This window comes from Halomonas sp. GFAJ-1 (assembly GCF_000236625.2).
GTDB lineage: Bacteria > Pseudomonadota > Gammaproteobacteria > Pseudomonadales > Halomonadaceae > Vreelandella.
In genome coordinates, this window is the sequence record NZ_AHBC01000056.1 from 13,820 (window position 1) to 36,775 (window position 22,956).

21 protein-coding genes and 1 tRNA gene are annotated in these 22,956 nt (G+C 53.5%); 5 read left to right on the top strand and 17 right to left on the bottom strand.

The window, feature by feature from the left end; genetic code table 11:
* Positions 1–101: 101 nt before the first annotated feature.
* Positions 102–1,040, top strand: coding sequence for a transaldolase (tal, locus tag MOY_RS15275; RefSeq protein ID WP_009101499.1), 939 nt, complete (start codon positions 102–104; stop codon positions 1,038–1,040).
* A 167-nt stretch (positions 1,041–1,207) separates the two neighbouring features.
* On the opposite strand, the gene MOY_RS15280 is transcribed toward tal, so the two are convergent.
* The 8 genes from MOY_RS15280 to MOY_RS15315 all read right to left on the bottom strand — a co-directional run bounded on the left by MOY_RS15280 (position 1,208) and on the right by MOY_RS15315 (position 12,277).
* On the bottom strand, positions 1,208–1,723 hold the full coding sequence (locus tag MOY_RS15280; RefSeq protein WP_009101501.1) for an STAS domain-containing protein: 516 nt from the start codon (positions 1,721–1,723) through the stop codon (positions 1,208–1,210).
* A complete protein-coding gene (locus tag MOY_RS15285; protein ID WP_009101503.1) occupies positions 1,713–2,906 on the bottom strand; it encodes a PP2C family protein-serine/threonine phosphatase in 1,194 nt (397 codons plus the stop codon). Before MOY_RS15285 ends, MOY_RS15280 begins: the two co-directional genes overlap by 11 nt.
* A gap of 8 nt (positions 2,907–2,914) precedes the next feature.
* Positions 2,915–3,700 carry an MlaA family lipoprotein gene (locus MOY_RS15290; protein ID WP_009101505.1) on the bottom strand — a complete coding sequence of 262 codons (786 nt, stop codon included), beginning with the start codon at positions 3,698–3,700 and terminating at the stop codon, positions 2,915–2,917.
* A 99-nt stretch (positions 3,701–3,799) separates the two neighbouring features.
* Complete coding sequence (locus MOY_RS15295) at positions 3,800–4,921, bottom strand: beta-ketoacyl-ACP synthase III (RefSeq protein ID WP_009101507.1); 1,122 nt, start codon at positions 4,919–4,921, stop codon at positions 3,800–3,802.
* A 107-nt stretch (positions 4,922–5,028) separates the two neighbouring features.
* A complete protein-coding gene (hrpA, locus tag MOY_RS15300; protein ID WP_035540899.1) occupies positions 5,029–9,057 on the bottom strand; it encodes an ATP-dependent RNA helicase HrpA in 4,029 nt (1,342 codons plus the stop codon).
* Positions 9,058–9,167: 110 nt separating this feature from the next.
* Positions 9,168–10,838: an AMP-binding protein gene (locus MOY_RS15305; RefSeq protein WP_009101510.1), complete on the bottom strand. Its 1,671-nt coding sequence runs from the start codon at positions 10,836–10,838 to the stop codon at positions 9,168–9,170.
* Between the two features lie 203 nt (positions 10,839–11,041).
* Positions 11,042–11,821 carry a class II glutamine amidotransferase gene (locus MOY_RS15310; RefSeq protein ID WP_009101512.1) on the bottom strand — a complete coding sequence of 260 codons (780 nt, stop codon included), beginning with the start codon at positions 11,819–11,821 and terminating at the stop codon, positions 11,042–11,044.
* Positions 11,822–11,851: 30 nt separating this feature from the next.
* Positions 11,852–12,277: a hypothetical protein gene (locus MOY_RS15315; RefSeq protein ID WP_009101514.1), complete on the bottom strand. Its 426-nt coding sequence runs from the start codon at positions 12,275–12,277 to the stop codon at positions 11,852–11,854.
* Positions 12,278–12,339: 62 nt separating this feature from the next.
* Between MOY_RS15315 and MOY_RS15320 the strand changes: the two genes are divergently transcribed.
* Positions 12,340–14,433 (top strand): S9 family peptidase, encoded by a 2,094-nt coding sequence (locus MOY_RS15320; RefSeq protein WP_009101515.1) that lies wholly within the window; start codon positions 12,340–12,342, stop codon positions 14,431–14,433.
* Positions 14,434–14,623: 190 nt separating this feature from the next.
* Positions 14,624–14,782: a hypothetical protein gene (locus tag MOY_RS17620; RefSeq protein WP_168183930.1), complete on the top strand. Its 159-nt coding sequence runs from the start codon at positions 14,624–14,626 to the stop codon at positions 14,780–14,782.
* Between the two features lie 55 nt (positions 14,783–14,837).
* Here the strand turns inward: MOY_RS17620 and MOY_RS15325 are convergent, their stop codons facing one another.
* The 8 genes from MOY_RS15325 to grxD form a co-directional block, all read right to left on the bottom strand.
* Positions 14,838–15,293, bottom strand: a complete 456-nt coding sequence (locus MOY_RS15325; protein ID WP_009101519.1) for a YcgN family cysteine cluster protein — start codon at positions 15,291–15,293, stop codon at positions 14,838–14,840.
* Positions 15,294–15,323: 30 nt separating this feature from the next.
* A complete protein-coding gene (locus MOY_RS15330; protein WP_009101521.1) occupies positions 15,324–15,902 on the bottom strand; it encodes an acyl carrier protein phosphodiesterase in 579 nt (192 codons plus the stop codon).
* The gene (locus MOY_RS15335) at positions 15,899–16,192 is read right to left on the bottom strand and encodes a YcgL domain-containing protein (RefSeq protein WP_009101523.1); all 294 of its coding nucleotides are present in this window, start codon (positions 16,190–16,192) and stop codon (positions 15,899–15,901) included. Before MOY_RS15335 ends, MOY_RS15330 begins: the two co-directional genes overlap by 4 nt.
* Positions 16,189–17,322, bottom strand: coding sequence for a ribonuclease D (gene rnd, locus MOY_RS15340; RefSeq protein WP_009101525.1), 1,134 nt, complete (start codon positions 17,320–17,322; stop codon positions 16,189–16,191). The genes MOY_RS15335 and rnd overlap by 4 nt, the downstream gene beginning before the upstream one ends.
* 51 nt (positions 17,323–17,373) lie before the next feature.
* On the bottom strand, positions 17,374–17,979 hold the full coding sequence (recR, locus tag MOY_RS15345) for a recombination mediator RecR (protein WP_009101527.1): 606 nt from the start codon (positions 17,977–17,979) through the stop codon (positions 17,374–17,376).
* Between the two features lie 3 nt (positions 17,980–17,982).
* Positions 17,983–18,309, bottom strand: a complete 327-nt coding sequence (locus tag MOY_RS15350; RefSeq protein ID WP_009101528.1) for a YbaB/EbfC family nucleoid-associated protein — start codon at positions 18,307–18,309, stop codon at positions 17,983–17,985.
* 54 nt (positions 18,310–18,363) lie between these two features.
* On the bottom strand, positions 18,364–20,283 hold the full coding sequence (dnaX, locus tag MOY_RS15355; RefSeq protein WP_009101530.1) for a DNA polymerase III subunit gamma/tau: 1,920 nt from the start codon (positions 20,281–20,283) through the stop codon (positions 18,364–18,366).
* 107 nt (positions 20,284–20,390) lie between these two features.
* A complete protein-coding gene (gene grxD / locus MOY_RS15360; RefSeq protein WP_009101532.1) occupies positions 20,391–20,741 on the bottom strand; it encodes a Grx4 family monothiol glutaredoxin in 351 nt (116 codons plus the stop codon).
* A 218-nt stretch (positions 20,742–20,959) separates the two neighbouring features.
* On the opposite strand from grxD, the gene argF reads away from it, so the two are divergent.
* Positions 20,960–21,880, top strand: a complete 921-nt coding sequence (gene argF / locus MOY_RS15365) for an ornithine carbamoyltransferase (protein WP_009101534.1) — start codon at positions 20,960–20,962, stop codon at positions 21,878–21,880.
* Between the two features lie 159 nt (positions 21,881–22,039).
* Here argF and MOY_RS15370 read toward each other — a convergent pair.
* Positions 22,040–22,115: transfer RNA gene (locus tag MOY_RS15370), tRNA-Ala, on the bottom strand.
* Positions 22,116–22,290: 175 nt separating this feature from the next.
* On the opposite strand from MOY_RS15370, the gene uvrY reads away from it, so the two are divergent.
* Positions 22,291–22,941, top strand: coding sequence for a UvrY/SirA/GacA family response regulator transcription factor (gene uvrY / locus MOY_RS15375; protein WP_009101536.1), 651 nt, complete (start codon positions 22,291–22,293; stop codon positions 22,939–22,941).
* The last annotated feature ends 15 nt before the right edge of the window (positions 22,942–22,956 follow it).

A 22,956-nucleotide genomic window follows, 5' to 3' on the forward strand; every position in this document is an offset into this window, starting at 1 on the left:
ATAGGCCGCTAATTATAATCGATTTGAATTGGTTTGTCGGTCTCTGTTCGCCGTGCTCGCCCCTTGCTAAAGTACCTTAACGACAACGCAAGGAGCTACGCATGGCCACTAGCCTACTGACCCAGTTAAAAGAGATGACCACCGTGGTCGCTGATACCGGCGATCTTGAGGCTATTCGCCGTTTTCAGCCGCAGGATGCCACCACTAACCCATCGCTCATTCTCCAAGCAGCGCAACAAGAGGAGCGCCGTGCACGCTTAGCCGAAATAGCCAAAGAGAGTACTGACCTTGATGACGCCGCTGAACGCGTGGCGGTCGATATCGGCAGCGAAATTAGCAAGCTGGTGCCCGGCTATGTCTCCACGGAGGTGAGTGCACGCCTCTCGTTTGACCGGGAAGCCACCATTGCTAAAGCCCACTCGCTGATTGAACGCTATGCCAAGCACGGCGTCGGCGCAGAGCGCATTTTAATTAAGATGGCCTCAACCTGGGAGGGCATTCAGGCAGCGCGTCAGCTTGAGCGCGACGGTATTCGCACTAATCTAACGTTGCTGTTCGGCTTTGCCCAAGCCCAGGCGTGTGCTGATGCCGGCGCCACGCTGATTTCGCCATTCGTAGGTCGCATTCTGGATTGGCACAAAGCGAAAGACCCCAACGCTGATTTCAGCGGGGCCAATGACCCCGGCGTACAGTCGGTTAAGCGTATTTACGAATATTACAAGGGCCACGGCTACCCCACCATTGTGATGGGAGCAAGCTTTCGTAATATAGGTGAAATAGAGGCACTGGCTGGCTGTGACCGGCTGACAATCTCCCCTGCTCTGCTTAATGAACTCGACAAAGCCCAAGGTGAACTGCCCCGTCAATTGACACCTTTGGGCGCCAGCAGCTCATCTAATGAAGCGTTGACGCAGGCAGATTTTCGCTGGGCAATGAATGAAGATGAGATGGCCAGTGACAAACTTGCCGAAGGTATCCGCAAATTTATGGCCGACCAGCGCAAGCTTGAAGAGCTGTTAAGCACCCTGCGCAGCAGCTAATAAACGCGCGCCCAAACGCACCTGTTTACCCCTCGCCTTTATACGAACATCCCCCCTATGAATAGTGATCCATAGGGGGAATGTGTTCGCTTAAGGGAAAAGCGCTTATCAAAATGGCGGTGAGTGGCGTGCCAGAAAACAAACCAACCAACCGTGATTAAGAGACGTTAAAACGCAGCCGTGTCTTGTGCTTCAAGCATTTCCACCAACGGTTGAAATTGCTCACGGTTATGCTCATTCATATGCATAAGAATTCGATGCGCCTCCAAGATTCTATCGCGAAGGCCCTTTTCATCAGCTGGCACTTCGGGTAATTCCTCTAGCACATTGTTTAACGGCGCCTCCGGCTGCAAGGGCGCTTCCATTAATGAAAAAAAACGTGCAAACCCCATCACATCCAGCATTTGGCGAACATCAGGATTGTCGGCAATAATGGTTGGCGGCTGTTCTAAACGCCCTTTCACCGCCATCGCCACTTTGGCAAGAAAGCCCAACGCCGTTGAGTCCACATTAGTGGCTTCACGCAAGTCAATCATTACCGCCTGCAACCCTGGGGTTTCGGCAAGACGCTGTGCTTGAGTATCAAGCGTTGCGCATAGCGTTAGACGCACATCGCCACACAGTTTTAAAACAAAAACACCGGAGTCGAACGCCGCCTTAATACGGCCTTCTTCAATCAGCATGACCAAATCCGCTCACCATCATGATTGTTAGATCATCGGGCAAAGCATCGCGGTCTTGGTTCGCCTCATTGTCTGCATCTCCTTCTAACAGGAGCACATTCATTTGGGCTAGCCGGTCGCGCAACTGCTCAAGCGTGACACTTTCGCTTACTAATTGCTCAAGCTCCTTGAGCCGCGTGTCGAGCGTTTTACCCGGCAAGCATTCCAATATCCCATCTGAACATAGCCATAGCTGAAACTCAGAGGGTAGTGCACAGCTGAGTGAAGGATACTCCACATCAGGGAAAAGACCTACTGGCATCCCCTCCCCGGCTAAGCGCACAAGAGAACCGTTCGTTACCAATAATGGCATAGGCAGCTGCGCCCCGAGCGAATAGTGCAGAGTCTTGTCCTCATGGTCAATAACCCCCACGAATAAGGTCGCGTGCTTGCCGATGTCAGTATCCTGCAATTCCCGGTTCAAGGCCGCCAGCCAGTTAGGGGCCAGCTGCTCAGGCTGCTGCCCATCCCACTCGCTAAGCCACCGATTACACAGGTATTTTAACAACACCGTAACAAACGCAGAGGACGCGCCGTGCCCCGACACATCAGCAAAATAGAAGGTGCTATAGCGTTCGTTGTAGCGCTGGTAATCAAGAAAATCGCCTGACAAATAGAGCGAAGGAGCAAACCAGTAATCGTAATAGACCCCGTTAATTACTTTAGGATGAGTAGGCAAAAGGCGCCGCTGAATATGCCCGCCGCTCTGCTGATCCATGCGGAGTAAGGCCAAATGCGTCTCAAGGCTATCATTGAGCTCTGCTAAACGCTCCCGATCACGGTCGCGCTCTAACGCAAGCTCGTGCAGCTCTATTGCTTTCCGAATCATGCGCCGCAGGAGTTCTGCATGACGCAGTGGATGGACAATATAATCCACTAACCCTACATCAATCGCTTTAATTAGATCGGCATCTTGTCGGGTATCGCTGACCACTAGCGTAGGCAACCGGAGGATTAGTTTCGACCACTGCTGACGCGGCACCGCACGTGCATGCGCCACAATCAGTGAGGTTCCTGCAGGCAAGTACTCGATATTGTCTGCTGCAAACACCGACATACCGTCACAGGTAACCGCTTGTGCCAGCGCGTCGCGTTCTGGCCCTGGCTCATCAATTACCGCGATCAACTGTTTGGAATGATCCATGTTAAGCCTCAATCGGCGAAATCGTCGTCACCAAACTCAAAATCGTCCATGGCGAAAGGGTCATCACCTAATTCGCCATCGTTAATCAAGAATTGACGGCGCTGCAAATAAGCATCGCGAATAAATCGGTAGCGATCTCCACGAATAAGCTCTTCTTGGTCTAATAGACCTGCGCGGATATCCACAATATTAAGCGCCAATAAGCTAACCTCTACAACATCATCCTCTATATACAACAACGGATTAGTCGCTATATCAGCGGGTAGACCTGCAGTGTCCCTTAACGTACTGGGGCCTAACAGCGGCAGCATTAAGTAACGCGAATCTTCCCACCCCCACACCGCCAGCGTTTGGCCGAAGTCTTCTTGATCAGCGGTAATTTGCATGTGAGTTGCGTAATCCAACAAACCACCTACACCAAACGTTGAATTAATCAAAAACCGTGAGGTAGCTAAACCAGCATTAGCGGGCTTGCCCTGTAAGAGACTGTTAATCGCGGTACGCACTTCCCCCAGGTTGGAGAAAAAATTACCTACCCCTGTTTGCACCGGTTCAGGCGTGACATTGCGATAACCTGTCGCCACCGGCTTGAGCGCATAGCGATCCAGCACGTCGTTAAAGGCAAATACACGACGATTAAAGCCTTCCCATGGGTCTTCTGGATGGGCTTCCTCTGCCATAGTTGCGCTGGTACTGGCGCAACCCCCCATGCCTAGCGTGGCTAGCAGCAATATAGGCAGCAATCCCTGTCGCACGCGGCTACCAGGCGCTTGCTTGGCTAACAACCTCAGCATGATAATTCCTCTCTCAACGTTTTAACGCCCCTTTTGTCACCGCTCTTTCTCGAGCCTTTTTACTAACACCTCTACGACGAAGCGTGAGCCTATAGGCGATTACTGGCGGCGAATAACCACGCTACCGGCGCTGTAGCCTGCACCAAACGAACAAATAACGCCAATATCACCGGATGCAAAGTTGTCGCGATGAAGGTGAAAGGCAATGATCGAACCTGCCGAACTGGTATTTGCGTAACGATCCAGAATGATTGGCGCTTGCTCTTCGCTGGGATCCCGACCCAGCACTTTTCGCGCAATGAGGTCGTTCATATGGCGATTAGCCTGATGTAACCACATTCGCGTTAAGTCGCTGCCAGCAAGTTCTAACGAAGCCAGATGATCAGTGATTAACTGCGCCACCATCGGGCAGACCTCTCTGAATACCCGTCGGCCCTCTTGTACAAACAGCTTATCTAGAGCCAATGGGTCACTATCGGTAATGCGGTTCAAAAAGCCAGCGTTGTTACGGATGGCGTTCGAGAACTTGGTTACTAGCCGAGTACCGAGAATTTCATAGCGCAGCTCAGCTACTGCACTTGCACTATGTTCCAGCACCATTGCAGTACACGCATCGCCAAAAATAAAGTGGCTATCACGGTCTGTGAAATTTAGATGCGCTGAGCAAATTTCAGGATTAACCACCAGGGCTCGTTTGACGCTGCCAGAGGCAATTGCATTGGCTGCCATTTCAAGCGCAAACGTAGCTGAGCTGCAGGCGACATTCATATCAAAGCCATAGCCACTCGTGCCTAATGCTTGCTGAACCTCTACCGCCACCGCCGGGTAGGCACGCTCTAGATTAGAGCACGCAACAATGACCAGTTCGATATCACTTGGCGTCACTTGGGCTGCCGCCAATGCTTGGCGCGCTGCATTAGTCGCCATCTCGCACTGAATTGATGACTCGTCATTATTACGTTGAGGCAGTTTAGGCCGCATACGCTCAGGGTCAAGAATACCGGAGGCGTCTAACACATAGCGGCTTTTAATGCCGGATGCTTTTTCAATAAACTCGCTACTGGAGTGGGCTAGCGGCGGCTGCTCCCCACGCGCAATGGCATCAGCATTATGAGTATTCTGGTTATCTACCCAGGCATTAAATGCGGCGACCAGCGCCTCATTATCAATGGCGTGTTCCGGCGTATAAAGCCCTGTACCGGTTATCACCACATTTGTCATGCAACTCTCCTTAAAGCAGCCTGCGATCTCTGGCTGTCGGCGACCGTAAGCGCAAGCTTACTAGTATATTACTGTGTGCGTAAAAAGCGCGCTGTACCAGCCGGGTTCTAAACGCTAGTTATCTCTTCCCAGCGTTTTTCAAGACGCTTTACTGATACCGGTAGTTTAGTGCCCAACTGCTGAGCAAATAACGAGACCCTAAGCTCTTGAATCCACCAGCCAAACGCCACTAGCGCTGGGTCTTCTACGTCGCCCCGGCGCTCGCTTTTGCGACGCGCGTCAAAACGCGCTTCTAGTGCTTGGACATCGTGCATCATCATTTGGTCGCGTCCGCGTTCACGGGCTGCTTTTTCGAGTCGAATTAGCGCAGCTTCCGTATAACGCGGGTACTCTACAAGCCACTCGCCCGAATCACGAATGAAGCCAGGATAAACCAACCGTTGCATCTGAGTGCTAACATCACTGTAGACCAGCGCTAACGCGAAGTTTAGCTTGCCTTTGAGCACTTTACTCACCGCCAGATGGCCCTTTAGAGCAGCCTCCACTGTTTTAAGAAGCGCGCCTGCATGGTCGAGAAGCACTGCGTCAGTCGCGTTTAAACGCTCTTCAAGGGCACTGGCTGAACGGGGCAAGGGGTGCTGCGCCACCACCTGAGTAAAAACCGCCAGCAGTAGATCATCGATTAAGGCTTGCTTGCTACCCACTTTGGCAAATAGCAGTGCGCATTTCTCCACATCCGGCAAGCGCTTAATAGCCTTTACCTGCTCCGGCCGGTTCGCGATTGCCAGCCGGGCAACACCTTCTTGGTGGGCCGCTGCCGCTTTCGCAGGGTGGTCGAAAAGCGCTACCCTGAAGTCCTCATCGGCTGCCACTAATGCTGGATAGGCTTCAACACGAATACCTGCCTGGGTAGTCACTCGTGATTCGGGCAGTGGCTCGTCAGGCAAGCCGTCCAGCGCTGGCGCTTGGCTGGCTTGTTCTGAGAGCGCTTGAGCACCCGCGCTAGCCGCAGCTTCAAAGCGTTTTTCAAGCGCTCGCAGGTCGCGCCCCTGGCCCAACAACTCGCCTGAGTGATCTACCACACGTACATTCATTATTAGGTGTGGCTCAAGTAAGTCTAACCGCCAATCATCGGCATGCACCCGGGTACCGGAGCGCCGTCGAATAAACTCAGCCAGTGCTTCGGTTAGCGGGCGCTGGTCAGGCACCAGCATCTCCAGCGCGGCATCTACCCAATCGGGTATCGGTACGACTTGCCGTCGAATGCTTTTAGGTAGCGACTTAAGCAGTGCAATACACTTTTCACGCAGTAACCCAGGCACCAGCCACTCTAAGGCGTGCACGGGTAACTGGGGCAGCATGGCAGCGGGTACAGTAATGGTGACTCCATCGTCATCAGCTTCAGGGTCGAAGTGGTAACTCACCGGGTAAGCCACCCCTGCCAGGATGAGATGATCCGGGTAGTGAGACTGCGTAATATCTTCCGCTTGCCGCGCCTTAAGCGCCTCAATATCGAATTTCAGCAGCCCAGGGTCTTGGCGCTCGGCTTGCTTGCGCCAGTGTTCAAACCCTTTGCCGTTAACAACATCCTCTGGCAAGCGCTCATCATAAAACGCAAATAGCGTCTCTTCGTCCACTAGGATATCGCGACGACGGGCACGATCCTCCAGCGCCTCGACCTCCTCAATCAGTGCGCGGTTGTGGATGAAAAATTCGCCCTTGGTTTGAAACTCACCCTCTACCAGCGCCCGGCGTATAAACAACTCACGCGACTCCTGGGGGGCAATGGGGCCGTAATGCACTCGGCGGCGGGCCACAATGGGCAGCCCAAATAGGGCCACCTGCTCAAAGGCAACCACCTGTGCCCGCTTCATTTCCCAATGGGGCTCGCTGTAGCTTCGCTTCACAAGGTGCTCGGCCTGGGGTTCAATCCAAAGCGGATCAATTTTAGCGACCGTGCGTGCAAATAGCTTGGTGGTTTCCACTAGCTCAAACGCCATCAACCACTTGGGCGTTTTCTTGGCAAGCCCGGAACCTGGGTGAATCATCAACTTGCGATTACGCGCCCCAAGGTATTCGCGGTTTTCTAACAAGGTAGCAACGTTAGATAACAGACCCGAAAGCAGTGTCTGGTGCAGCTTGCCAGACGTTTTACGGCGCATTTGCCGCGCCTGCTCTTCGCTTTCGTTCTCGTCATTGGGCAGCGGGGCAGGCACCTCGATATCCATATCACGCAGCAGTTGGCGCAGTTGCCGGAAGGTGTCATGCCATTCGCGCACACGCAGGTAATTGATGTAGTGATCACGGCACCAACGGCGTAACTGGTTGCCGGAAAGCGCCTCTCGGGCACTCTCAATGCCGTGCCATAAGTTTAACAGCGCGACAAAATCAGAATCAGGGTCGTGCCAGCGCTGATGGGCTTGATCAGCGGCTTGGCGCTTATCCGCCGGGCGGTCGCGGGGGTCTTGGATAGCCAGCGCAGAGACAACAATCAGTACATCGCGCAGGCTGCCTCGCTCAGCACCCGCCAACACCATTCTCGCTAGCCGGGGGTCAATGGGCAGTTTGGCGAGTTTGCGCCCCAACGGGCTAAGGCGCTGCTGCTCGTCTACCGCGCCCAACTCAAACAACAGGCGAAAGCCATCCTTGATAAAACGACTATCTGGTGGGTCAACAAACGGAAAATCTTCAATATGGCCAAGCTTCAGCGCCAGCATTGATAGAATCACAGAGGCTAAGTTAGTGCGCTGAATTTCAGGGTCGGTAAACGCAGGCCGTGAGAGAAAATCCTCTTCATCGTAAAGCCGTATACAGGCCCCTTCAGCCACCCGCCCACAGCGCCCTTTACGTTGGTTGGCGCTGGCTTGGCTGATGGGTTCTACAGGCAACCGCTGAATTTTTGACCGATAGCTATAGCGGCTGATACGGACTAAGCCAGGGTCGATCACATAGCGGATACCAGGCACCGTTAGCGAGGTTTCGGCCACGTTGGTCGCCAACACAATACGCCGCCCGCGATGAGGCGCGAACACTCGGTTCTGCTCTTCATTTGAGAGCCGCGCGTAGAGCGGCAATATTTCGGTGCCTTTTAAGTCGGCACGCCGCAAAGTATCGGCGGTCTCACGGATCTCCCGCTCGCCGGGTAGAAATACCAGCACATCGCGGGGGCCATGCAGCCAGCCTTTTTCACGCTCAATAACATCAATTTCTTGTACCGCGTGAAGTATGCCTTCTTGCAGCGTACGGTCCTCTTCATCCTCCTCATCCCGCACCAGCGGACGGTAAAACACGTCGACAGGGAACGTTCGCCCGGAAACCTCCACCACAGGCGCCGGCGTAGCAGCACGACCTTCAGAGCTTGCAACCACGCTGCCAAAGTGAGCCGCAAAACGCGTTACATCAATGGTTGCAGAGGTGATGATGACTTTAAGATCAGGGCGCTGAGGCAGTAACCGTTTAAGATAACCGAGCAGAAAATCGATGTTTAAGCTGCGCTCATGAGCCTCATCAATAATCAGCGTGTCGTAGCGCAGCAACAGTGGATCGTGCTGGGTTTCGGCTAACAAAATACCGTCGGTCATCAGCTTAACCAGCGTATTGGGCGTGCTTTGGTCAGTAAAGCGCACCTGATAGCCCACCTGCTCACCCAGCGGTACGTTAAGTTCCTCTGCCAAACGAGTAGCAACACTGCGAGCAGCCAACCGACGTGGCTGCGTATGGCCAATTAACCCACGGCGACCACGCCCTAGTTCTAAACATATTTTAGGTAACTGGGTGGTTTTACCCGACCCCGTCTCCCCCGCCACTACCACCACTTGGTGGTCGCGAATGGCGTTGAGGATATCTTCCCGCCGCTCTACAACGGGCAGCTCGGCGGGGTAATTCAATACCACTGGCTGGGCTTCGCGCTGTTGAAATAGGAGTCTCGCCTTATCTAAATCCCGCTGTACATCATATAAACCACGGTCAATGGGCTTATTTTCCCGTAGCCGGCGCTTTAAACCAGCGACACGACGCTCGAGACGCTGGGCATCACGCAACATCAAATGGCTCAACGCCTCGTTTAGCGCGGTGAGTTGCTGGGCATCTGTGCGGGGGGAGTGCGTGTCGGTGGTCACGTTTGGCTTGGCTTCCATCACATTAAAAAAATCGGCCCACTCTTTGAGTAGGCCGACTATTGTAACGCCTTCAGCAACGTGACGCCTAACAGCGGCTGCGCACGCGCTCATTACAAGCTTAACAGCGGTTAGCTTGCATTGGTTTCCTCATCCCGCAACTGACGACGCAGTACTTTACCCACGTTGGTTTTGGGTAACTCATCACGGAACTCAACGTACTTTGGTACTTTGTAGCCGGTCAGCTCTTTCTTACACCAGCTACGCAGGGTTTCCGCATCGAGTTGACTATTTTTCGAAACGACGAATAACTTGATTGCTTCGCCGGCGTTCTCATCGGGCACCCCTACCGCGGCGGTTTCTAGCACATCGGGATGAGCAGCAACGACGTCTTCGATTTCATTAGGGTAGACATTGAAACCTGAGACGAGAATCATATCTTTTTTGCGGTCGACAATGCGGATGTAACCATCCTCTTGAAGGACGGCGATGTCACCCGTGTGGAACCAGCCATCTTCATCAATTGAATTGCGCGTCTCTTCCTCGCGTTGCCAATAGCCTTTCATTACCTGAGGGCCTTGAACGCAAAGCTCGCCTGGCTCACCTAGTGCGACCTCATTGCCATCGGCATCCACCGCTTTCACCGATGTGCCAGCCACAGGCTTACCGATACTCCCCAACTGAATAGCATTCGTTGGGTTAAAGCTCACGATGGGTGATGTTTCTGTTAATCCATAGCCTTCTGCAATTGGGCAACCGGTGGTTTCTTCCCACCGCTGGGCAGCCGCCTTTGTCAGCGCCATACCGCCTGAAATAGTCAGCTTGAGCTTGGAAAAGTCTAACTGCTTAAAGTCATCCCGATTACACAGCGCATTGAACAACGTGTTCAAACCGATAAACCCGGTAAAGGGCAACCCTTTCAACTCTTTAACAAAACTAGGCAGGTCGCGGGGGTTAGTAATCAGCAGCGAATGATTACCGGTTTCCATTAGGAACAAGCAGTTAACAGTAAAGGTGTAGATGTGATAGACCGGCAGCGGTGCCACGACAAGCTCTTCACCGTCCGTAAGATGCTCACCAATGGCCGTGCGTGCCTGGAGCATATTCGCGATAAGATTGCAGTGAGTCAGCATCGCGCCTTTGGGCATGCCCGTCGTACCACCGGTGTACTGAAGTGCGGCCAAATCATTCTGAGTGCGGCTTACGTCAATGTGGCTGAGAGAGGCGCCTTTTTTCAGAGCATCGCGGAAGCCAATAGCGCTGGGTATCGAGTAGGCAGGCACCATTTTCTTAACGTGCTTAACCACGGCGTTGATTAGCCAGCGCTTGGGCACATCATGGAGATCTGCAAGCTGAGTTACCAACACGTGCTTGATATCGGTCTTATCGAGCACCTTCTCCAGTTTATCAGCCATATTGGCCAAAATAACAATGGCCTTGGCGTTGGAGTCTTTAAATTGGTGCGCCATTTCCCGCTCAGTGTAAAGCGGGTTGGTATTAACAACGACTAAACCTGCTCTCAGTGCACCAAATACAGCCACAGGGAACTGGAGAACGTTAGGCAGTTGAATGGCAATCCGGTCGCCAGGCTCAAGGTCCGTTTCATGCTGCAACCATGCAGCAAAGTCCGCCGAAAGGCGATCAAGGTCGGCAAAAGTGAGCGTTTTTCCCATGCAGGTAAACGCCGGCTTGTCTTTAAAGCGCTTTACCGCCGTATGAAAAACGTCAGTGACTGAATCATATTGATCCAACCCTTCAAGCGCTGGGCCACGTAAAATGGGGGCGTTGGCGTATTCGCTCATGGGGCAATCTCCGCTATCCGTGTCGATGGTATAACCGACCTTGTTATTGTCGCGAGGTCAAAGGGCCAACGATATACGACGAGCACCCCGCTGTAAAACGATCGATTGAAACTTACGTTTCAACTTTAGCTTATAGCCCTGTGCGTTAATCAGCAGCGCGGCCACTGATTTATCTGCTATTACTACTGTAGCGATTGTTACAGTTATGGACAGTAACGAGCTTGAATTTCTCCTTCTCGCCAAACCAAAAGCTCGCCTGGCAACATCCGCTCCCACGCTTCATTTTGGGTCAGCGGCTCAGTCGCCATCACTGATACAACATCATTTGGGGTGGTGTGCTCAATAAAGTTTACGGTGATTTCCGCATCAGAAAGCTCCGCTTCTCCAAAGGGCGCACGGCGAGTGATGTGAGCAAGTTTTGTTGAGCAGTAACAGTAAAGATAGGCGCCGTCAGAAAGCAGCAAATTAAATACACCTAACCCGCGAAGCTGCTCGCAGAGCATATGTAAACGCTCCCAAACACGCTCAGCGGCTGCCGGTGGCGTAGGAAAAGCGCGTCGCAACTCCCCCATTAGCCAGCAAAAAGCATGTTCGCTGTCGGTCGTACCGACAGGGGTATAAACGCCCAAAGGTAGCTGCTGCCAATCGTTTAACTGCCCATTATGGGCGTAGCACCAGGGGCGCCCCCACATTTCCCGGGTAAAGGGGTGGGTGTTAGCAAGGCGTACGCCACCCACGTTAGCCTGGCGAATATGGCTGATCACCACATTAGATTTGATGGGGTAATCACAAATTAATCGGGCAATGGGTGAATCCACAGAAGGGTGTGGGTCTCGAAATTCGCGATACCCTCCCTCCTCGTAGAACGCTATACCCCAACCGTCACGGTGGGGGCCGGTGCCCCCACCACGGTGTAAAAAACCTGAAAAGCTAAAGCAGATATCCGTGGGAACGTTGGCGCTCATGCCCAGCAACTCACACATTAAGAGGCTCCTTGAGGGCCGGGCCGGCCATTAGTTAATCACCGGTTCGCGGCGGCGGTTAGGCATAGGGTCCTCTTCCACCTCACGCGACTGTGGGGCTTCATCAATATTGTGTGGGCGACGCCACCACCAAAGCGCTATGCCCACACAAGCGCCCAGCGCCATACCTAAAATCAACCATAAAAGCCCACCACGCAGCCCTGCGGCGCTACCTTCTAAAACGCCCACCGCCGAGACCATTGCCGCTGGGGCCAAGCCCGTGTAGAACTCGCCCTCTTCAACCAACGGCAAACGAAAGCTGGCAGGCATCCACATTGCACCCGCCACTATCCATGTCAACACTAACCGCGGCAGGCGCGGCAACCACGCTAATGCAAAGTACACGGCTACAAGTACCAGCAGTGAAAGGCCGTAATAACTTAGCCACATCAGTGACATTGAGTTCGCAAACAGCATAATACCCCTCATGTGGGTGGACTCACCCGACGTTGATTTCCCGTTATGGTACCTATCAATTTATGAAAGCACAGCCCGGCGTTAACCAAGGCTCACCCATTGCGCGCTATTATCGCGCCAATGATCCACAATGGCACTGGTTAGAAGCGCGCGAAGCGCCAGAAGTGGCCGAGTTTTTATATGCCGCCAATCAGCAGCATGGCGAATGGTTTGCGCCGCTAGCGCCGCTGGCAGATACACTTTATGAAAGCCATTTAGCCCGCCGCGAACTTGCCATCACCAGCCTTGAGACAGCGCTAGACCACTTTACGTTCTGGAGTGAAACCGGCGCAGAGGATGACTACCCGTGCTGGTGGCGCCACCCAAACGGCCAACCACAAAAGCGCGAACTGTTTTTAGATGTCAGGGAACGCGCGGCCGGCCATCCTTTTTATGACATGGGCGACATGGCACTTTCGCCCGATGAGCAGTGGCTCGCATGGACTGAAGACACTCAGGGAGGTGAGCGCTTTACGCTATGGCTAAAAGCGCTGCCTAACGGCGAGCCGAAACAGCTATTGAGCGACATTGGCCCTAGCCTCTGCTGGGCAGAAGACCAAACAGTGCTCGGCGCCACGCTGCTTTTTACCCGTTTTGACGACACCCAGCGCCCGGATAGTCTTTGGCGGCTATGGGTTCCCTTCACCGCGCTAGATCAATTGCCAGAACCCACACTGGTTATCCGCGAAGAAGATCCTGAGTTTTGGCTAGGAGTTGGCAAAACTCGTTCTAGAGAGTGGCTGCTGATTGATAGTGGCTCCAAGGACACCACGGAAATTGCCATTCTCCCCGCCGCTAACCCTGCAGCTACACTAGCATATCTACATACCCGCCAACCCGGCATTGAAGTCAGTGTTGATCACCGCCCCGGCGTCTTCTACCGGTTGCAAAATCAAACCGGCCCCCACTTTCAACTCGACTACCTGGCGGAAGAGCAGCTCGGTAAAGACACCGCTTCGTGGCAGGCGTTAATTCACCATCGAGATGACGCTACGTTAGAAGGGGTCGATGCATTTGCATGGGGCCTTATAGTGGCTGAGCGTAGTCATCGCGACGCACAGGTAGTGCTGCGACGCCTGGTACTAGATGAACATCAAGAAGCGCGCGTGGATGACTATATTGCGCTACCTGAAACACCTTGTTCACAGCTGCTGGAGGACTCGCCGCACTTTGATACACAGGAGGTAAGGTTAAGGGAAGAGTCGTTCACCCAGCCGCCCAGCTGGTTTTCGCTAGATCTAAAAAGCGGCACGCGCACGCTGCTCAAACGTGTTGCGGTGTTTGGCAACCTCTCACCGGAACAGCTGGTTTGCCGTCGCTTATGGGCCACTAGCAATGATGGCGAGGAGGTTCCTGTATCGGTGGTTATGCGTGCAGATTTAGCTGACCAAGCGCTGCCAACACTGCTTTATGGCTATGGCGCTTACGGTGAGGCGTTAGACCCTTGGTTCTCCATCGCCCGGCTAGAGCTTCTGGAACGCGGCGTGGCTTTTGCCGTTGCTCATGTGCGTGGTGGTGGAGAACGCGGCGAACCCTGGTACCTACAGGGCAAAATGGCGCATAAAGAGAATAGCTTTAATGATTTTCTAGCTGCGCGGGAGCTGCTGGTATCGAAAGGAGTGAGTGCCCCCCAGCGCATAGCCGCCTGTGGTGCTAGCGCGGGTGGGCTGCTAGTGGGCACTTGCCTCAATCGTTCCCCCCATGCGTTCTGCGCGGCAGTGCTCGACGTACCGTTCCTAGATGTACTGCGCACCATGCAAAACCCGGCGCTACCGCTCACCACCGCTGAATACAGCGAATGGGGCAATCCCGAGGAGCCAGAAGTAGAGCAGCGCATTTCTAGCTATTCGCCTATCGACAATATCACTCAGCAACGCTATCCGGCGCTATGGATCGAAGGCAGCTGGTTTGACACGCGGGTGAGCTACTGGGAGCCGGCCAAATTCTACGCCCGTGTTTCTCAGGCTCAACAAGGTGAAGCTCCCATTTTATTACATACCGACATGAGTAGCGGCCACGGGGGTGCCTCCGGTCGATTCAAAGCCTGGCGAGACACTGCCCGCCAAGATGCTTTTATTCTTTGGGCGCTAGGACTTGCTCCGAACGTGACCGATTAAATAAGCAATAAGCCCCGCCCTGCCAGCGAATAGCAGGCTCAGGGGCTTTTTTACAGCATGCACATCAACACTCGATTTTATGGAAATGCTTTCCATAAAGTGATTTTTGCGCCATACTGCCACTTAGCGACATATACCAACGTCTAATTGCTAGACCGGTTATCCACTAAGTGAACATCAGGAGAGCAGTATGAAAAACCAGGAACAGTTTCTTACTATATGGGATGCGCCTTTAAAAGCCTCTACCCGCCCACAACCGAAGGCTAGCAGCGCACAAAAGTCCGCTACTCCTGTTAAAGAAGCCTTTTTGACAATTTGGGATAGCGCTACGCGTAAACCGGCTGTTTAAAACCGTTCGCGAGGCGCATTGGTTAGAACACGGGTGGTCAAGATGAATGTAAGGATCACATGGGAAGAACAGCGATTATGTGCTCCTCTAAACGCCGCTCAGGCACTTCATCTTGAGAAACGGCAAAACCGCGCACGCTAATGCCTTTTCTGTGCACCCGCTCAGCATCGTTGCTGAGTAACGGGTGCCAGCCAGCCAGCTTGCGTCCTTCGGCAACTCGTCGATAGCCACAGGTCTGCGGTAGCCAGGTAAACTCTTTAACCAGCGCAGGGGTTAACTGAGTACAGTCAGGCACGCTGTCAAAACGGTTCGCATAGTCGCTACACTGGCAGCTCTGGATATCCAACAAGCGGCAAGCAACGTTTAAAATAGCCAGCTCTTGCGTTTCGTCATCATGTAGCTTTAACAGACAACACTGCCCACAGCCATCACACAGCGCTTCCCACTCTTGGGGCGTGAGTTCATCAAGGGCGTATTTTTCCCAAAAGCGTTCGCGCATTGTGGGCTGCATTGGTAGTACCTTTCTAAGTAATCGTTTATATCACTTACCTGACGTGCCAGGGTGGCCCAGCGTGTCTGTGCACTCTGCCCATAGCGTATCAAAATCGTCTTTCAACCAGCGGTAATTTTCATTAAGCCAGGGGACTAATTCAGCCAAGCGATTGGGCCCTGATAAGCGTTTACCAACGCCTGCTATCGCTCGGCAGGTAAAGTCGAAATCCGCATAGCCCCTCAGCCAATCATGCTCCACTAATAGCGGCATCATTGTCGCGAGACGGTTAGGAGCAGGTCTGGCCGAAAGTAGCTGATAACAGCGCTCCACCAGAACCTCGTAATCGTCATCACCGAGCTGCCGCCGAGCTAAAAAGTGATCCCAGACAATATCCAGGGCGATGCCCACATAACGCCGCTGAAGATGCGGCGCCTGCTGCTTGGCGTTTAATACGCTAGGGTGAGCATCTACCCAGGCATCGACCCGACGATGATGACGAATCCCACTCGCTACTGCTTCAGGCCAAGCGCGCAGATCGCCCCCCTTCACACCATCAGCAATTAAATTGCCATACAGAAATGCGTCATTGCCGCGATGGGCAAGCCAAGCGTGGGCGAGAAAATTCATTGCTGGCGATTAACGTGGGCGCGATGAACATCCAATAAGTAAGCTTCTTTGGCCGGGGGTGTTTGCAGATAAAACCCCTTCTCATTAATCGATGCCATGATGTCTACTGCGCTGGCACGCGCTAGCGCCTTATCAGCGGTTAAGATCATCGTAAACACCGCAATGGGCTTGCCAAAGGTTTCCATCAGTAGCTCAGGAACCGGTTCTAGTCCTTTTCGCTTATCAACATAAAGATACATCTCTTCTTTACGCGAGCTTTTAAACACTTCACAGAGAATCTTTTCGCTCACTGGGAGGCCTCCTTCAAGGCGTGGAGTAAGCCTTCAGTTAAACAGTCATCGCGCCAACCACGTAAGGGTGCTGGCGACTCACCGGCGAGCTGCTGCATAACCATCGCTTCAATATCACGACGACGCAGCAGCAGCTCAGGTGCAATGCCTAGCGCTACCGCTTTATCGGTGACTACCTTTTTAACGGCTTTAAAACGCCGCTTAAACTCAGGCTGCATGGGGTCTGGCCACGGCGCTGGAAGGTCACCTTCATCACAATGGTGGGCCTGTTTTAATAAAGCGAGCAGTGCATCACCCTCTTTTTTAACCAACATGGGTTTCACACCCTCAACATCCGCCAGCTCATAGCGATTTTTAGGCATCGCTTCCGCTATTGCGAACAAGAGCTTATCGCTGATTAGCCAGTTACGCGGCAAATCCCGACGGCGGGTTTCACCTTCACGCCATATTGTCATCACACGGTAGGCTTCTAGCTGACGCGGTGAGAGGCGCCAAAGCTGGCGGTGGCGGGTGAACCACTGCCCATCGCTTTCTACGCTCCTACCCGCTTGCTCAATCAGCGTCGCGCACTCTTCTTTCAGCCAGGAGAGCCGCCCCAGCTCCTCAAGCTTTTCTGCCTGTAGCGACCACACTTTAAGCAGATAGATCACGTCAAGCGCCGCGTACTCACACTGAGAGGGCGTCAATGGGCGCACTAACCAGTTGGAGCGCGTTTCCTCTTTGGGCAGCGTCTCCCCCATCCACAGCTCTACCAGCTTCTGATACCCCATGCCGGGGGTTTCACCCAAAAACGCCTGCGCCACCTGGGTATCCGCCAGCGGCGATGGGAGCACGCCTGCCCAGTGCTGAAAAACCTCCAGATCTTCACTGCACGCATGCAGCAGTTTCACTGCATCGTTTTGCAATAACTGGCGAAATGCCGCGGTGCAGGGAGTCGTCAGCGGATCCACCAAGTAGGCCTGCTCTCCAGCGGTAAACTGAAGCAGTGCAGGTACCGGAAAAAAGGTATTTTCTCGGAAAAATTCGGTATCTAAGGCGATGACTGGTGCAGCCGCCACTTGTGCGCAGGCCGCATCAAGCGCTTCGGCGTTATCAATCCATTGATATAAAGGGGCAGTTAAAGAGGACAAGAGACACTTCCAGGTTGGTACAACCGCCGTAGCGCTTGCATTTTATTGTGGTCAATCGCTGGCGAAGGGTTGCCGACCATTGAATGCGCGGCTCAGAGTACCGCCATCCACGTACTCAAGCTCACCACCCATAGGTACACCGTAAGCCAATCGGGAGAATTTAACGCCGTAGTGTGCTAGCTGTGACGCGATATAGTGTGCAGTAGCTTCACCCTCAACCGTGGGATTCGTTGCTAGCACGACTTCGCTTATAGCACCTTCCGCTACTCGCGCTTCCAACAAGTCTAAGCCAATGGCATCAGGCCCAATTCCATCAAGAGGAGACAGGTGGCCATGTAGCACAAAATAGCGCCCCTGAAACCCTCCGGCTTCTTCGATGGCAAGCTGGTCAGCGGGTGACTCAACCACACACAACAACGCATCATCACGCCGAGCACTTTGGCACAGAGCACAGATATCCGCTTCTGTCAGGGTACGGCAGCGCTGACAATACCCCACCTCTTCGATGGCCTGCTGAATGATGGAAGCCAGCCGCTGTCCACCTGGACGCTCTCGCTCTAGCAGGTGCATAGCCATACGTTGGGCCGTTTTCGGCCCAACACCTGGCAGCACACGAAACGCGTCCATGAGCTGCTCCACCAGCGGAGAAAATCGCATAGCTTAAAACGGCATCTTAAAACCGGGCGGCAAGTTCAGGCCGGCGGTTGCTTCTTCCATTTTAGCCTTTGAACTAATTTCGACTTTACGCACAGCGTCGTTTACTGCAGCGGCCAGCAAATCTTCCAAAAGCTCTTTGTCTTCTTCCAGTACGCTAGGATCAATGGTCACGTTGCTAACGTCGTGGCGGCCATTCATGGTGACCTTCACCATACCGGCACCCGCCTCCCCCTGAACTTCAGCTTTAGCAACTTCCTCTTGAACCTGCTGCATTTTTTCCTGCATCTCTTGGGCTTGCTTCATTATGTTGCCCATTCCACCTTTAAACATGTGGCTATCTCCTGAAAGGTCTAAAAAATATGCATAGCAAGTCAAACAGCCGGACTAGGAACGCACGTCAGACGCTGGCTTAACGGTTGACTCTACAAGCGTTGCCCCAAATGCTTGCTGAAGCTTCTGTATATTGGGGTCGCGGTGCAGTAGATCAACAGCCAAAGCATGGCGCTCTTTGTGTAACCGCTCTTCTTGCTGACGCGGCGTTTCCACGTCAGCCGCCAGTTCAGCTACCGTAAATTCAATACGACGGGGTACGCCCTGCGCTTTAAGCGCTTTCTCGATGCGAGTCTGATGTACCTCCGCCTTCATCGCGGCCTGCCCTGGATCTAGCCGAAGCACGAGGGTGTGACCATCATCGCTTTCGACTTGGCAGTGCGCCGCTAAATTACGCGTAAGGCCTCCCAAGCCTAGCGCATTAAATCGAGCCAGCCACTGATGGTGGTCAAGCACGCTATCAGCCTGAGGGACAGGTGACTCTGGTGCTGGCGAAGCCTGCGCCACCGGCATCGGCATCGGCTCTGGCTCTGGCTCTGGCTCTGGCTCTGGCTCTGGCTCTGGCTCTGGCTCTGGCTCTGGCTCTGGCTCTGGCTCTGGCTCTGGCTCTGGAGAGAGCATAGCGGCGCTTTCTACTTCATCAAGCGACCAGGGCGGGGCTTGCTCACTTTTATCAACGGGAGGTTCAGGCGTTGGCGCCTCCTGCACAACGGCCTGAGCAGGCGGACTAGCCTGCACTACTGCCGGTGCAGGTTCAGGCTTTTTTGACGATGCTGGTTCACCCATTGACGCTGGTTGCAATGCTGACCCATTAGTGCCTTCCGCTGGTTCTGGGCGTAACGGCAACGGCGTACGGGGAGGCTTAGGCACCCCTTGGGGGCGAAACGCCAGCATACGCAGCAGTGTCATTTCTAAGGCACTGCGTAGGTCAGGGGCATGCACCATATCGCCCCGTCCTTGAATACCAATTTGGTAATAGAGCTGAATATCTTCAGCGGTAAAGCGGCCTGCCAACTGCTGAATAAGCGCGCGGTCACCGTGGCTGTTATCTACCGCATCGGGCACCATTTGCGCCACCGCCAAGCGGTGCAAAATGGCGCTTAGTTCATCAAGCACTGCCGCGAAATCAGGCCCTTGCTCTGAAAGCTGCGCGACTTCTGCCAGTAACCGCTGCACATCTACATCCGCCAGCGCCTCTACCAATGCTAGGACATGCCGGTGGTCCAACGTACCCAGCATGGCGGCTACATCAGCATGACGCACCGCGCCTTGGCCAAAGGCAATGGCTTGATCCGTCAGGCTCATAGCATCACGCATTGAGCCCTCGGCCGCTTTACCTAACAGCCACAACGCACTCTCATCAAACGCCACGCCCTCTTCACCCAGCACATAGGTTAGATGCTCAACCACGCGCTCGGGGGGCATATGCTTTAAGGTAAACTGCAAACAGCGCGACAGCACAGTGGCAGGTAACTTTTGCGGGTCGGTAGTCGCCAACAAAAACTTGACGTGGGGCGGTGGCTCTTCAAGCGTTTTCAGCAGTGCGTTAAAGCTGCTGGTAGAGAGCATGTGTACTTCGTCAATTAAGTACACTTTGTAGCGCCCTTGAGTGGGCGCGTACTGAACGTTATCCAGCAGTTCGCGAGTGTCTTCGACTTTCGTGCGTGACGCTGCATCGACTTCGATTAGGTCAACAAAGCGGCCTTCGTCAATCGCTTTGCAGCTGTCGCACTGGCCACAAGGGGTTGACGTGATGCCTTCATCACCTCGCCCATTGGCAGTGCAATTAAGGCACTTAGCCAAGATACGCGCCAATGTGGTTTTACCCACACCGCGAGTACCTGTAAATAGGTAGGCATGATGTAAGCGGCCTTGATCAAGGGCATTGACCAAGGCACGTTGAACATGGGCCTGACCCACAAGCTCGTGGAATGTACGCGGCCGCCATTTGCGGGCCAGAACCTGATAGCTCATTGAGCAAAACTTCCTTTGGCGGGCTGACTGTCTATGCGTGACGAAACACCATTCTAGCGGCTGGGCTTACGCCCGCCAACCGCACAGCCCTTAGGCACGGCGTTACATTATGCGTTATCGCCACTCTCGGCAGCACCCGCACGCTGAGCAGCCTCTTTCACTAACTTCTCAAGCTCGCCATTTTGATGCATCTCTATGACGATATCGCAGCCGCCCACTAACTCACCTTCCACCCACAGCTGCGGAAACGTCGGCCAGTTAGCAATTTTTGGCAGCTCAGCGCGAATATCTGGGTTATCCAAGATATTTACAAACGCAAAACGCTCGCCACAGCTCATCAGTGCCTGAACAGTTTGTGCGGAAAAACCGCACTGGGGTAGCTGCGGAGAACCTTTCATGTAGATAAGAATCGGGTTTTCGCTAATTTGGCGCTGAATATTTTCGGCTGTCGTGCTCATCGTATGCTCCTAAAACAATAATGTGATCCAAGCCAGTTTACGCAATTCGCTCACCGGCTTTAACCCTACGGCCAAGTGTTGCTCCCCTTGCTGTGCTAGCCAATACTTGAGCAAACTACTCAGCCATATCTTGTAGAGGCCATTCTACGCATGCTGCTCGCGTTGCGCATCCCCTGCCGCATCGCTAGGATAGGGTTTTTGCGCGGAGAGAAGCCACCATGGCGACACGCCATTTCCTTACCTTGCTGGATTTATCACCCGATGAGTTGGCGTATTTAATTCAGCGTGCCATCAAAATCAAAACCGATTTGAAAGCCAACGGCCCTGTCTATACGCCGCTGCCTAACCGCACGCTGGCGATGATTTTCGAAAAATCGTCCACCCGTACCCGCGTCTCATTTGAAACGGGCATGGCGCAGTTTGGTGGTCACGCGCTGTTTCTCTCTCCCCGCGACACCCAGTTGGGCCGTGGCGAACCAATCGAAGACACCGCTCGCGTGCTTTCAGAGATGGTCGATGCAGTCATGATCCGTACGTTTTCTCACGCAGGCTTGGAAACCTACGCCAGCGCCAGCAGCGTGCCGGTGATCAACGCCTTGAGCGACGACTATCACCCCTGCCAGCTGTTAGCAGACGTTATGACCTGGACCGAGCTGCGTGGAAGCGTGCAAGACCGCACAGCGGTATGGATAGGCGACGGCAACAACATGTGCCATTCGTGGATTAACGCGGCACGCCAATTTGGCTTTCAACTGCGCATTTGCTGCCCCAAAGGGTATGAACCCCGCGCCGATATTATGGCCGCTGCCGGTGACTGCATCACACTACTCCATGACCCACAAGCCGCCGCCAAGGATGCCGATCTAATCACCACCGATGTGTGGGCTTCCATGGGGCAAGAGGAAGAACAGGCCAAACGCGAAGCAGATTTTGCTGGTTTCCAGGTCACCGAGGCAATGCTCGACACCGCCAAATCAGATGCCCTGTTTTTACACTGCCTACCTGCTCACCGGGGTGAAGAGATTAGCCATACGCTGCTTGACGATCCACGCGCCGTGGTTTGGCAAGAAGCGGGTAATCGACTGCATGCCCAAAAAGCACTGATAGAGTTCTTGCTACTTGGCAAAGTTAACGATTAGCAAAAAACTACCGTAAACCTGCAGTGACGGTTTGACCAAGCAAAGTGCCTCAAACCATTGATACATAGGCACTGCAGGTATAAAAACTGACAGATATAAAAATATGACAGACATAAAAAAACGCCTCGCTAGTGTCAGCGAGGCGTTTTTTATGAATCTTGGTGGAGCCTAGCGGGATCGAACCGCTGACCTCAACACTGCCAGTGTTGCGCTCTCCCAGCTGAGCTAAGGCCCCACATACTGCCGTTGCAGCAGCGGAGCAGATACTAGGCTAGAAGCTGCCCACCGTCAAGACAAAGCTTAGACAATCATGTTCTAATTCTCCTTTGCCAGGAGCTGTGGCACTCTATGCTTCAACATACAGGGCGAGCGCCCGTGTCCAAGAAGATTTCCATGCAGGAGACTGCCTTTTGATCAACGTTTTAATCGCCGATGATCACCACCTGGTGAGAACCAGTATTGCGCACCTGCTGAACGAAGAAGCCGACATTAAGGTCGTCGGCGAAGTTGTCGATGGCGAAAACGCCGTTACTCAGTGTCGCGCAATGAAACCTGATATTGTACTTATGGACATACGCATGCCTGGCATTGGCGGGCTGGAAGCCACGCGGCGTATCCATCGCACCTTAGTAGATATCAAAGTTATTATTCTGACCGCCCACATGGAAGATAGCGTGCTGCGGCGAATGCTAGAGGCAGGCGCTTCGGGCTTTTTGAGCAAAGGTGCTGATGCGGCAGAAATGACCGATGCCATTCGCCAGGTTTTTCATGGGCGCCGCTATGTGAGCCAAGAGATTGCCCAACGCCTAGCACTCTCTCACTTTACGGACGAAGATAATCCGTTTAGCCAGCTATCGCACCGCGAGTTGCAAATCGCCCTGATGATCGTTAATTGCCAGCGCGTTCAGGATATCTCCGATAGGCTACATTTAAGTCCGAAAACCGTTAATACCTACCGATATCGGCTATTTGATAAGCTACAGGTTGCCACTGACGTTGAGCTAACCCATCTCGCCCTGCGCCACGGGCTAGTTGAGGGCTTTGACCCAAGCCTGGGATAGCCCTACCATCGCAGA